Below are 12,799 nucleotides of genomic sequence, written 5' to 3' on the forward strand. Positions count from 1 at the left end.
AAAAGACATTTGCCTTAATACACAATATAACATCTGTTTTGAATTTTCAATATTATTCCTATACCTAGCCGACCGCAAGCGTCATATTTGTAAAGTCCAACCTGTCGAGCAGCAAACCCTGCCATAGGAAAAGAGACGTTGGATACGCATTTAATGCGTTCCACCGTCTCTTATAAAGGACACTTTTATTGATTCATCTGTTGCCTTTTTGTTATTGGCCCTGTAGTTAACGATATCCTTTAGATGATAATACAGATAAGCCCTCCGTTGCCGTCATTAACAATCCGCTGCAGCGTATCCTGAAGTTTATGCTGAGCATTTTCCGGCATCTTATAAAGTTTGTTTTGGATTCCTTCCCGTACTAAATCATGTAAGGATTTACCGAAGATATTGGAACCCCAAACTTTCTTAGGATCACTTTCAAATTCATCGAGAATATACTTGACGAGCTCCTCGGCCTGTTTCTCAGTGCCAATTAAAGGGGTAATTTCAGTGGTTACGTCCGCTCTGATGATATGGAGTGAAGGAGCACTTGCCTTGAGCTTGATGCCATAATGTCCGCCTTGTTTGACCAGTTCCGGTTCTTCCAGGAACATTTCTTCCAGTTGAGGGGTCACAACGCCATAGCCATTAACCCTGACCTCTTCGATGGCGACGGACATTTTATCCCATTCTCTTTTGGCTTTGCTATAGTCCTGAACAATCCGCAGCAAGGAATGATCTCCTTCAATTTCGAGACCGGTCAACTCCTGCAGGACGGTTTTAAAGAGGCCTTCGACGGCGGTCATTTCAATATTGGCAACCCCAGTGCCTAAATTCATTTCCTTCAAAAGAACATCTTGAGCATATTGGCATTCCGTTAAAGCGTCTAAAGCTTGGTCAATATCCCGCAAACGCCGAACCCCTTCGATCGCTTTGCGGACAGTATCTTCGAAAGCCGCTCGCACAGGATGAGTGCTCTCAAGTTCTTCGACCCACTTGGGCAGATCAATATTTACTTCGGCCACCGGGAACTCATAGAGCACTTCCTCAAGAATTTGCGTGATATCTTCTTGAGTCATTTCCAAGCAATTCACAGCGAGGACAGGTATGCTGTATTTTTCTTCAAGATCTCGGCATAATTCCATGGTATTGTCAGAATAAGGGCGGTTTGTATTCATAAGTACCACAAATGGTTTGCCAAGTTGGCGAAGTTCGTAGATCACTCTCTCCTCAGCGTCTAAGTATGCATCCCGAGGGATATCGGTAATCGAACCATCTGTTGTGATGACTATCCCGATAGTAGCATGATCTGTAATTACTTTGCGTGTACCTACCTCAGCCGCTTCTTGGAAAGACATTGGTTCGTCACTCCAAGAGGTCTTCATCATCCGTGGTTCTTCACCGTCTTCAGCCTCATAGCCGAGAGCTCCCTCGACACCGTAGCCCACACAATCAACCAAGCGCACATTCATATGGATGGAGTCTTTTACTACGATTTCTACGGATTCTGAGGGGATAAATTTCGGTTCTGTCGTCGTGATCATTCTACCTGTCCCACTTTGAGGGAGCTCATCTTTGGCCCGTTCCCGTTCAAAGGCATCTTGAATGTTAGGCAGGACCAAAAGGTCCATGAAACGTTTGATGAAGGTGGACTTGCCTGTGCGGACTGGCCCGACGACACCGAGGTAAATATCGCCCCCCGTACGTTCTGCGATATCCCTAAAAATGTCTAGTTTTTCCATTAGAAATTCCCTCCCTTTTGAGTGCTGTCCCAAAAATTGGGGAAGGGCCTCCACCTTATCTCCCCTTCCACCTCCCTGTAACTCGTGGATACCCGATGACTGGACTAGCACATTAAGCAATATAAGTATATTTAGGTTTTCCAGAAAATATGACACTGCAAAGAAAACAAGGAGAAGGATTTTATATCCTTCTCCTTGTTTTGGAAAATTTTCTCTCTGGGAGATTATCTCACTATTACCTTAACCAACTCATTTCAACGACTTCCTCAAGCTCGTGCCGCTTCCCCCGCATCATCAAATCTGTCACAGCGATTTTGGGATCCACACCCTCAAACAAGACCTTGTAGGCCTGTTGCGTAATAGGCATAGAGATGTTTTTTTCTTGACTGAGCTGATAAGCTACACGTGTGTTTCTGACTCCTTCAACGACCATGCCCACCTCTTTAAGGACAGCATCCAGAGGTTTTCCCTGCCCTAAAGCGACACCCGCTCGGCGATTGCGGCTATGCTGGCTCGTACAAGTCACGATGAGATCGCCAACACCTGATAATCCGGCAAAGGTTAGAGGATGCCCGCCCATAGCCACACCTAAACGGGCAATCTCTGCCAACCCACGAGTCATTAAAGCAGCTTTCGTATTGTCACCAAATCCTAATCCTTCAGCGATTCCTGTACATAAGGCTATGACATTCTTTAAAGCGCCTCCCAGTTCTACGCCAATGACATCCGGGTTGGTATACACTCGAAATTTTGGGGTCATTATAAGGTCCTGTACTTTTTCCGCAATCCCAACTTCAGAGGCAATTACAACAGTGGTTGGCATGTCTCGACCTACTTCTTCAGCATGGCTGGGACCTGATAACACTGCAATGGACTGGTCGGTTAGCTCTTCTCTCAGAACTTCCGAAAGGCGATAGTGGCTTGTCTCTTCTAACCCCTTGGAAGTATTGACGACAATCCCACCCGCCCTCAGGTTTGGTTTCATCAGCCGAGCGGCTTCACGGACGCAGTGCGACGGAACACTCAAAATAACAAGATCCGCATTCAACTCAGCCAAATCTGTGGTGGGGGTAAGTCCTGACGGCAGAACAACACCCGGCAGGTAGCGCACATTTTCACGGAGCTTATTCATGAGTGCCATCTCACTGGATTGGCGACCGATGAGAGCCACCTGGTGACCCGCTTTTGTTAAGAGTACAGCCAAAGCACTCCCCCAGCTGCCGGCTCCATATACCGCCACCTTTGACATAACCTAATACCCCCATTCCCCTATTGGGTATTTGTGGTTCGAGCATTTAGTGCTTAGTGCTCGGATCTCATATCTCATCACATTTTCTTCTTGCCAAACTTATGTTCTGTCCCATTTAGAACCCGTTTAAAATTAGAACGGTGGAGTATTATCACAAGAGAAGCTCCAACCAAGCCAAAAATCCGGTACGGAAGCGGTTCTGGAAAAATAAACACTGATATTGCCACACTAAGGGCGGCTACAACCGATCCCATGGAGACATAACGTGTTACCCAAACAACCGCGATAAATAACGCAATTGCCAAAAACATTACCTTGGGCATTAAGAGTGTAATAATACCAAAGCCTGCTGCCACACCTTTGCCGCTTGGCCGAAAGCCAAAAAGAGGATTCCAGCTATGTCCTGCCATAGCCAGCAGCCCACCGGCAATCCCCCCCCAGGCACCGAAGGCCCAATAACCAAGGCCTGCCGCTAAAGCTCCTTTCATAAAATCCCCGATCAGCACAGATATGCCCAATTTGACTCCCAATAGGCGAAAGGCATTGGTCGTGCCGATATTCCCGCTGCCATGTCGACGAACGTCTATTCCTTTAAGGAGACCTGCCAGATAAGCAAAAGGAATTGCCCCAAGGCAATACGCTAAGATAAATATCAGGTAGCGTAACATGACTTACTCCTTCTCTTCATCTTTTTGACGAACGACTATTCGGATCGGAGTCCCTTCAAATCCGAAATGCTTCCGCATTTGATTCTCTAAATAACGCTTATAAGAAAAATGCATTAATTCCGGATCATTGACAAAGAAAACAAACGTTGGCGGTTTTACCCCTACCTGAGTAAGGTAAAGAACCTTTAGCCTTCTCCCTTTATCCGTGGGAGGGGGATTAAGATGGAGCCATTCTCTCACCAAGGTGTTTAACGTTGCCGTTGTCACTCGAGTAGAGTTTTGTTCAACAACGAAATCCACGAGCTCTAATATCTTATTCACACGCTGTCCGGTTTTGGCAGAAATAAACATTGTGGGAGCATATTGCAAAAAGCCAAGCTCTTCGCGGATCACCTTCTCAAATTTATTAATCGTCTTTTCATCTTTTTCTACCAGATCCCATTTATTCACCACGATAACCATGGCTTTTCCTGCGTCATGAGCATAGCCTGCGATCTTTTTATCCTGCTCTGTTACCCCTTCTGTGGCGTCGAGGAGCATAAGGATCACATCAGAACGGTCGACTGCATGTAAAGAACGGACAACACTGTATTGTTCCGTTAGTTCCTCGATGCGGCCTTTGCGGCGCATGCCCGCTGTGTCAATGAGAATATAGTGTTTACCTTCGAACTCGAAGGGTGTATCGATGGCATCTCGAGTCGTTCCGGGTATGTTGCTGACGATCACCCGCTCTTTCCCGAGCATTGTGTTGACTAAGGAGGATTTTCCAACATTAGGCCGACCTATGACAGAAATGCGGACGACATCAGGATCATAATCCTCCCCATCCTTATCTGGCAAGTTAGAAATCACCATATCCAATAGATCGCCCATATTCATCCCATGGACTGCAGATATCGGAATTGCTTCTCCGAGGCCTAGGCTTAAAAAATCGTACAACTGCCCTTCAATCTTCTCAAAATTTTCCACTTTATTGGCAACCAACAACACTGGCTTTCCTGAGCGACGCAAGGTACGGGCAATTAAATCATCGTCCGGTGTCGGAGATATCTGAGAATCGACGACAAAAATAACGACATCGGCCTCTTCCACGGCTATCTCTGCTTGTTTGCGCATCTGAGAAGCAATCGGCGTCCCTTCCGCCTTAAATTCAATTCCGCCAGTGTCAATCAAGGCGAACTTGCGTCCCAGCCACTCGGCATCCCGATAGAGACGATCTCTCGTCACACCCGGTCTGTTTTCGACAATGGCCACGAGACCACCCGCCATTCGATTAAAAAGAGTTGATTTTCCGACATTCGGCCGACCGACAATTGCTACCACGGGTTTACTCACAACGCTCCACCTCCAACGAATATCCAATCACCTGTTCTAAAAAGGCTAGGCCATCATTTTCCACAATGCTTGCGTGGCCATTAACACTTTCTTCCAACCATTGAACGCTATGGTCATCCAGAAAAAGTGGCTCATCCGCCTTCAGCATAACCCGAGGAATAAGAAATTCCCCACCAGCCAAATCACCTATTTGCAGGGCAATATCCTGAGCCGTCAACAAGCCGGCAACAGTAACCGTTTCTCCAAAAAACTTATTTTGTATGGCATGTACTGTAAGGGTCAGACCGCTCACTCGATCCATTAATTTCTTTGACCAGTCCATGAAAAGGCCTTGTGCCGATGTCCCAGTGATAAGATGCACATGTCGTTTAGAAATAGTGTCCGGCAAAAAACGCCAGCCCTTTTCCAGTTCCGCAATATACTTGCGAGCCATCCCCACCCCGTTTTCCAATTGAGGAAAATCGTCGTAAATGGAGACTTGGGGAAACTCCCGCCCTGCGAGAACATAAAACTCATCCGCAAAATAGACAAGGTGCTGCCCAGTTCGCTCAAAAAAGTCTCGTTGCCAGGTCTCCGCCTGGTCTAACAGCCGACTGGCTTCCTCAGGTGTGAATCCCCGCAAGGGTGTCAACTTCTCCCGATAGCGAGTTAAGCCAACAGGCACCACGGCAATAGACTGTATAGCCGGATAACGTTCTCCCAGTCGTAAGATAGTCTCAGCCAGCACATCGCCATCGTTATGTTCCGGTACTAAGACAATTTGGGCATGTATGGCAATTCCAGCTTCGGTAAGACGTTTAATCTGCTCGGGCAGCTTCCCTGCCTGAGGATTTTTCATGAGTTTGACACGAACCTCGGGATTCCAGGCATGTACAGAAACATAGAGTGGGCTTAGATGAAGCGATATAATCCGATTCAATTCTTCATCGTTTAAGTTCGAGAGCGTAATAAAACTCCCCTGAGTCATTGAGAGCCGATAATCATCGTCTTTATCATAAAGTGTAGCCCGCATCCCTTTTGGCATTTGAGCCACAAAGCAAAACGTACAATTATTGCAACATATTTTTGTTCCCTCGGGACTAATCGTTTCAACCTCTAAACCTAAAAATTCCCCCGGAGCCTTCTCGATGTCTAGCTCCCATTGCTCACCATTGGGTTTTTCTATAAGTAACGTAAACTCATCTTCAGCAATACCATACTGAAAATCAATAATATCCCGGAGTTCTTCCTCGTTCACAGTCAAGACTCGATCTCCAACTTGAATCTCCATTTCTTCTGCGATACTTCCAGAACTAACTCCCGCAACCACAAGACCATTTGCCAAATTATTCCATCCTCCTGACGATCCAGAGCAAGGCATATAATCCCAGTCTCTATCGTGTACAAGTATACTATATTTAGATTGGACATGCTACTGAAGTTCTTGATCGTTTGTGGAGTTGGAAGGCACCATTCTTGCTCGTTCGGAATAATCTCTCCATCCTAAACGTAACCCTCCCCAAACAATCAAAAGTACCACCCCAAAATTCCAAATAAACACGTCCGGCAAATCGACATGTCGGAGGATTCCCTCATAAACAAAACGTTCAAGGCACTGATCCAACAAAACACTCCCTGCCAAAGCTAAAATAGTTCCCCAGTAGGATTTCGAGGTTGTCCAAGCAACCAACACGAGCCCAAGGGCAAAAAGCCACGAGCTGTAGGGTATGACTCCCGGATCATTGACCAGAAAAAGGGTTTCCATACACACAACAAAACTCGTTAGGATCAGAGGCCAAATTTTTCGCTGGGTACGTTTCCAGGCGTAGCCAAACACATACACCATCACTGCCAAGCGCGCGTAATGCCAATGCCAGATACCCGAGGACTGAATCATACTCTCAAGACACTTGCCGAGAAACCAAATCGTTGATAACTTTAGAAAAAACCAACGCGAGGCTTGCTTTTCCACCCAAGTTACCAGTGTTGCGAACATAATTATCCATTCTCCATAAGGAAAATTCAAAGCAACTCCTCCTCTGACGGAAACCATAGTAACTATTATTCCCGTAAAAAAGGAGATTACACGGAGAGGTTTGGAAGATTCCTTTCGATTTTTGGAGATTTAACACAATAGCGGGTTACATTTAAGATCAAGCCCAATTCAACAAGGGTTATGACCAGGGAACTTCCGCCATAAGAAATCAAAGGGAGAGTAATTCCTGTAACCGGCAATACACCTGTCACTACGGATAAGTTAATCGCAGTCTGAATAGCTAAGGAAGAGACTAAGCCAAAGCCTAAGAGACGTCCAAAACGATCCGGGCATTCCCGAATGACATAATACGCTCGAGCATACAACAAGATAAAGAGAACCATTAACAATAAGGTTCCTAAAAGTCCTAGTTCTTCGCCAACCATCGCAAAAATCATATCAGTATGGTTTTCCGGGAGAAACCCATATTTCTGCAAACTTCGCCCTAAGCCTACTCCGAACAAGCCGCCCGAACCGAAAGCTATCTCGGCATTCGTGATTTGATACCCAATATCGCTGGCATATTTCCAAGGATCAAGCCAGACTAAAATTCGCTGCCATTGATATCCATGGATAAAATACATAAGCGGGAGCCCTAAGGCTGGTACTGCAGCTAAGAACCATAAGGTCGGAAGTTCCGTTTGCAATAACATCACTGCACTTGTTAACCCCAAGACCATGACCGTTCCAAGGTCCGGCTGCTTATACACAAGGGCTAATATAACAACGGTAAAGGGTAAAAGTATCCCTAAGGGAACACGCCAATCTTTTCCTTTCTTAACTGGAAAACGATCGAGAATATGGGCGTAAAAGAGCACTAAGGTTAACTTCGTAATTTCCGAAGGTTGTATTGTTATCCCAGCAAATTGAATCCATCGTGCTGAACCCTTGGCCGCGATCCCAGCACCCGTAAAAATAACCGCGATAAGTAATATGACACTTACTAGAACACCTATCCCTGAAAAACGGCGCCAAAATGTATAAGGAACTTTGACAACTACCGCCGCGATGACTGAACCGATCCCTACCCATTTCAATTGCTGTAAGACATAAAAATAGGAATTTTGCGTAGCATTGAATCCAAGCACAGCCCCAGCGCTTAATACCATAATCAGGCCGAAGGCCAGCAGCACCAGCGTTAGAAACAAGACAGGAAAATCGATGGGGGAAGCTGGTTGGCGTTTAGCCACTTGAGCACCTTCTTTCGTAGCTAGAAGGAAATGACTCCCTGCGTTTATGAGCAAGAAGTCATTTCGAAGCTAATATCAATACTCTATTAGGACACTATTCTTTATTTTCCGCAGAAAGCTTTTCGCCTAAGGCATCCCCGATTGTCATGGATTTTATCTCTGGTTGTTCAGCTATAGCCTTCTCATCCTGAGCTTTATTAGCCTCTGCAGCCCCCTCACGAATACTCAGACTGATCCGTTTAGCTTCGGGTTTGCACTCTATAACCTTGGCACTAACCATATCCCCAATTTTGAGGACCTCTTCCACTTTATTGACTCGGCGATCCGAAATCTGGGAAATATGAATTAATCCATCCACACCGTCTTCGAGTTGAACAAAGGCACCAAAGGTCACAATGCGGACCACCTTACCCGTCACTATAGATCCCAGAGGATATTTTTGGGCTGCTTGATCCCAGGGGCTTTCTTTGAGTTGTTTTAGTCCTAAGGAAAGCTTCCCTGTCTCTTGATCGAGCTTTAACACTTGAACCTCGACTTCGTCTCCTAATTTCAGAAGTTCGGAAGGGTGCTTTATTCGCGAATAGGCCATATCCGAGATATGAAGAAGTCCATCAAGTCCATCTATATCAACAAAGACGCCAAAATCCGCCATTCTCCGCACAACTCCGGTGACAACATCGCCTTCTTTGAGAGTTTCGAGCAAATGTTTTCGTTTTACTGCCTTTTCCTCTTCCAAAATGCTCTTTTGGGAAAGTATTACTTTCCGCTTGCCAGGATCAAACTCTATCATGCGCAAGCGAAGGGTTTGGCCCAAAAATTGATTTAAATCCTCAACATACCCTAACTGGATTTGGGAAGCCGGAACAAAGCCCCTCATCCCCACATCAACGACCAAGCCACCCTTAACAACCTCGATGACTTGAGCCTGGATTTCTTCCTTGCTCTCTGCCAGGTGTTTCAGGCGGTCTTGAGCACCCGCCTCATCAGCTTTACGTTTTGAAAGGACCGTATGCCCTTCAGAGTTCTCTACCCGTATCACCACAGCCGTGATTTCATCGCCAATGGCCACGACATCCTCCGGGCGTGTTTGCCGAGCCACTCTTAACTCCGTCAAAGGTATGACCCCTTCAGATTTCCAGCCGATATCTACAAATATCTCATCATTCGTAATTTTTACAACTTTCCCGGTGACTTGAGCCCCAAGATGAAGTTCTTGAAAACCCGCGTCCCAACTGGACATGTCCATTCCATCATCATTCATTTCCGACATTTTCTTTAAAACCTCCTCAATTATCCAATCTGGTGTGGAAGCTCCAGCGGTCAACCCTGCACATTTTGCTTCGCTAAACCAGACATGTTCCAATTCGTCAGCCGTTTCTATGAAGTATGTTTTAGTTCGTTCGGCGCAGATGCTTGCTAATTTGCGGGTATTGGCACTGTCACGACCACCGACAACGACCATAACATCCACAATTTCCGCCAGTTCACGGGCTGCCTTTTGCCGTTCTGCCGTAGCATTACAGATCGTATCATGAACTGTTAGATGTTCCGTGTGTTGTTTTAATTCCTCAACAATTTCCGCAAAACTTTCCGCGAGTTGGGTCGTTTGAGCCAAAACTGCCAAATGCGGATAAATCGGAAGTTTTCGAGCTTCTTCCACTGTTTGGATAGGAATAGCTTGATCTCCAGCCCAGCCTAAAATCCCTTGTACTTCAGGATGGAGTTTATCTCCAATAACGATGACCTGTTGTCCCATCTGAGCAGACTCGGCAGCCAAATGCTGTGCTTTTTGAACAAAAGGGCAGGTAGCATCCACGACCTTAATCCCTTTTTTTTCTGCTTCTTGATAGACACCAGGCGCTACACCATGAGAACGAATAATTAAAGCTTGTTCGGCTTTTGCATCTTCTAAAGCGTTAACGACTTGGATACCGCGCCTTTCTAAACGTTTCACTACCTGTTGATTATGGATCAGTGGTCCCAGGGATACTGCCGATGAGGTTTCCACTGTTCTTTCAGCCATATCTAAGGCACGTTTTACGCCAAAACAAAACCCGGCTTTTTCTGCCCGTTTGACTATCAAAAAAAGACCCTCCCCCAAAATCATATGAACTAGTTCTCTACTCTCTTTCAAAATTCCTGCTATAAGAATGAGTTTTATCGGAATATAACGCCCGAAAATCAGCGATTTCGCGGATGCAACTGTATAATTTATCCTTCCCGATATGATAAAAAAGATGCAACTGAATCGGTGACTGAACCTATTCAGTCACTTTAATCAGTCGCATTTCATCGATCAACGAGCCTTCTAAACTCTTTTAAATTCGCATTACTGAGCTTTCGGCAGCTGCAAATCCAGCAAAGCTTGCATGATCCGGTCGGCAATCCATTCTCGTCGGTTTTCAACACCGTCTGGAGCCTTAAGCATCTCCGACGATAGCGGATGGCCGATGACTACCGAGAGATTTCCCCACCCTTTTGTGAGCATATGTTTCGTTCCAAACACGTTAATAGGGACAACTAAAGCTTTACTTTTTTCCATAAGAAGTACCATTCCAGGCATTCCTTTTTGAATCTTCCCCGTCTTGGAACGTGTCCCTTCTGGAAATAAACCTAACACCCGCCCCTCCTTAAGGATCGACAGAGATTGGCGAATTGCATTCATATCCCCCTGCCCCCTTTTGACTGGAAAGGACCCCAGTTTACGTAAAAGCCTTCCTAAGATCGGCAAGGAGAATAATTCCTCCTTAGCCATAAAGCAAACCGGGCGCGGAATACTACAGGCTGCCACCACGGGATCCCACATACTAATGTGGTTTATCGCCAAAATAACCGGGCCTTCCAACGGTATGTTTTCCACGCCTTGTACTTTCCACCCCATTATTTTGAACTGAAGACGAAACATCCCTTTCGCAAAGTTATATAACGTCATTCTTATCCCTCCTGAGTTAAGGTTAAAATTTCCGCAACAATATCCTCCACGTTTAATCCTGTTGTATCGAGAATTATGGCATCTCGTGCAGGCTCCAAAGGAGACACCTCTCGCTCAGTATCCTGACGATCACGACGCAGCATATCTTGGGTCACTTCCTCAAGGGAGACACTTTTTCCGGCACTCTGGAGTTCAAGCCAGCGGCGCTTCGCTCGTTCCTGAGCTGAAGCCGTTAAGAAAATCTTAAGATCCGCTTCGGGCAGGACATAGGTACCAATGTCTCGGCCATCCATGACCACCCCTCCACGGGCTGCCTCCAGGCGTTGAAGTTCAACCAGCCGTTGTCTCACCCCTATGTAAGCCGCTACGATAGAAACTGCACGTGAGATTTCAGGATTTCGAATCGCTTGAGTGACATTTTCGCCGTCACACCACACTAAGCGCTCTTCCGAATGGTCTAAGACTACCTGTGTGGTTTGGGCCATTTGACTCACCATCTCTTCATCGTCGATGGAGATCCCGCTTTTGAGTGCTTTATACGCAATCGCCCGATACATGGCACCCGTATCCACATAGAATAGATTCAAATGTTTGGCCACAAGCTTAGCTACCGTGCTTTTCCCTGCTCCCGCAGGGCCGTCAATCGCAATTTGCAGTTCATGTCGTTTCCTTAGCGTCACAGTTTATGCTCCTGTCTCTTCGAAGGTTTATACCTCAAATAGTTGTAGGCCATTTAAAGCTTCTCAATAGTAATTATATTACACAGATTATATCATACGACTTTGAACGCTAACAATCCCTCGTTTTATAGCCTTTTTTTCTAAAAAATTTATCACTTTTTTCTGAAGAGCTTTATAAGGAGCATAAATGTTAAACAGAACTGATCCTCTTGAGATAAGGCATCAGTTCTGCACCTCAAACGTTAATGTTTATATTTGAGTTATAGAGTTTTTGATTAGCTGTAATTTTCTTTTCCTTCAATGACCGGAAAACCCAGCTGTCCATCATGCTGCTTATCCGAGGGAGAAATTTCATATTTGAACCCATGGATCATTGATGAAATAGTTCCGTCATCATCTAAGATATCCTGACGCAACACCATATATAGATGACCTAAAAGAAACAAGGCGTATCCCCAGGCCAGAAAGTGGTGAACATTGCGGACCTGATACTCGTTACGGAATAAGGGAACCACCCAGCCGAAAAGGACTTGGATTATTCCATTCGGGTCATTTCCTCCACGCATCGCTAACCCGGTCAGCATTATGAGCAGACCTCCCAGCCAGATAAAGAAGAAATACATCAGTTGAGCAAGGGCATTATGTCCTACATGGGAAACATGTTCTCTGGTCATAAAGGTGTAATATTTAAACGTCTTTAAAACATCCTGCCAAAAATCTTTTTTCCAAAGTCTCATTTTGGAATATTCATTTCCGGCCCAAAACCAATACAATCGGAAAAGCATATTGGCCATGAAGACAAAGGCGCTTAGGCCATGCCAATACCGAACATTTCCCATGAAAAAATTACTTACCGCCTCGCCCGGAGCGTCTAAGATTGGATGTCCGATATACATCCCTGTCACGAAAAGAATGGTGACAGCCAAGGCGTTGACCCAATGAAAAAACCGCACAGGAAATTGCCACACGTATACTTGACTTCGAATAACGTTCATTTTGAGAGTCCT

At 45.6% G+C, this 12,799-nt stretch carries 11 protein-coding genes; all 11 read right to left on the reverse strand.

From position 1 onward, the window contains the following. Window positions 1-239 precede the first annotated feature (239 nt). Window positions 240-1,724: a stage IV sporulation protein A gene (gene spoIVA, locus VZF35_RS03440; protein WP_407311023.1), complete on the reverse strand. Its 1,485-nt coding sequence runs from the start codon at window positions 1,722-1,724 to the stop codon at window positions 240-242. A 235-nt stretch (window positions 1,725-1,959) separates the two neighbouring features. Further along, window positions 1,960-2,973 carry an NAD(P)H-dependent glycerol-3-phosphate dehydrogenase gene (locus VZF35_RS03445; RefSeq protein WP_407311025.1) on the reverse strand — a complete coding sequence of 338 codons (1,014 nt, stop codon included), beginning with the start codon at window positions 2,971-2,973 and terminating at the stop codon, window positions 1,960-1,962. A gap of 77 nt (window positions 2,974-3,050) precedes the next feature. Next, window positions 3,051-3,641 carry a glycerol-3-phosphate 1-O-acyltransferase PlsY gene (gene plsY / locus VZF35_RS03450; protein ID WP_407311027.1) on the reverse strand — a complete coding sequence of 197 codons (591 nt, stop codon included), beginning with the start codon at window positions 3,639-3,641 and terminating at the stop codon, window positions 3,051-3,053. A 3-nt stretch (window positions 3,642-3,644) separates the two neighbouring features. Then, complete coding sequence (gene der, locus VZF35_RS03455) at window positions 3,645-4,976, reverse strand: ribosome biogenesis GTPase Der (RefSeq protein WP_407311029.1); 1,332 nt, start codon at window positions 4,974-4,976, stop codon at window positions 3,645-3,647. Further along, window positions 4,969-6,336: a DUF512 domain-containing protein gene (locus tag VZF35_RS03460; RefSeq protein WP_407311031.1), complete on the reverse strand. Its 1,368-nt coding sequence runs from the start codon at window positions 6,334-6,336 to the stop codon at window positions 4,969-4,971. The genes der and VZF35_RS03460 overlap by 8 nt, the downstream gene beginning before the upstream one ends. Window positions 6,337-6,387: 51 nt before the next feature. Further along, on the reverse strand, window positions 6,388-6,981 hold the full coding sequence (locus tag VZF35_RS03465; protein ID WP_407311033.1) for a hypothetical protein: 594 nt from the start codon (window positions 6,979-6,981) through the stop codon (window positions 6,388-6,390). Between the two features lie 56 nt (window positions 6,982-7,037). Then, window positions 7,038-8,180, reverse strand: coding sequence for a putative lipid II flippase FtsW (ftsW, locus tag VZF35_RS03470; RefSeq protein WP_407311035.1), 1,143 nt, complete (start codon window positions 8,178-8,180; stop codon window positions 7,038-7,040). A 94-nt stretch (window positions 8,181-8,274) separates the two neighbouring features. Next, complete coding sequence (locus VZF35_RS03475) at window positions 8,275-10,263, reverse strand: bifunctional 4-hydroxy-3-methylbut-2-enyl diphosphate reductase/30S ribosomal protein S1 (RefSeq protein ID WP_407311037.1); 1,989 nt, start codon at window positions 10,261-10,263, stop codon at window positions 8,275-8,277. A gap of 246 nt (window positions 10,264-10,509) precedes the next feature. Next, window positions 10,510-11,112, reverse strand: coding sequence for a lysophospholipid acyltransferase family protein (locus VZF35_RS03480; protein WP_407311039.1), 603 nt, complete (start codon window positions 11,110-11,112; stop codon window positions 10,510-10,512). Between the two features lie 2 nt (window positions 11,113-11,114). Continuing rightward, a complete protein-coding gene (gene cmk, locus VZF35_RS03485) occupies window positions 11,115-11,792 on the reverse strand; it encodes a (d)CMP kinase (RefSeq protein WP_407311041.1) in 678 nt (225 codons plus the stop codon). A 275-nt stretch (window positions 11,793-12,067) separates the two neighbouring features. Then, window positions 12,068-12,787: a Ni/Fe-hydrogenase, b-type cytochrome subunit gene (gene cybH, locus VZF35_RS03490; RefSeq protein ID WP_407311043.1), complete on the reverse strand. Its 720-nt coding sequence runs from the start codon at window positions 12,785-12,787 to the stop codon at window positions 12,068-12,070. Window positions 12,788-12,799: the final 12 nt, after the last annotated feature.

The sequence above is a fragment of the Desulfosporosinus paludis genome (assembly GCF_045689965.1).
In the GTDB taxonomy this organism is placed as follows: domain Bacteria; phylum Bacillota; class Desulfitobacteriia; order Desulfitobacteriales; family Desulfitobacteriaceae; genus Desulfosporosinus; species Desulfosporosinus paludis.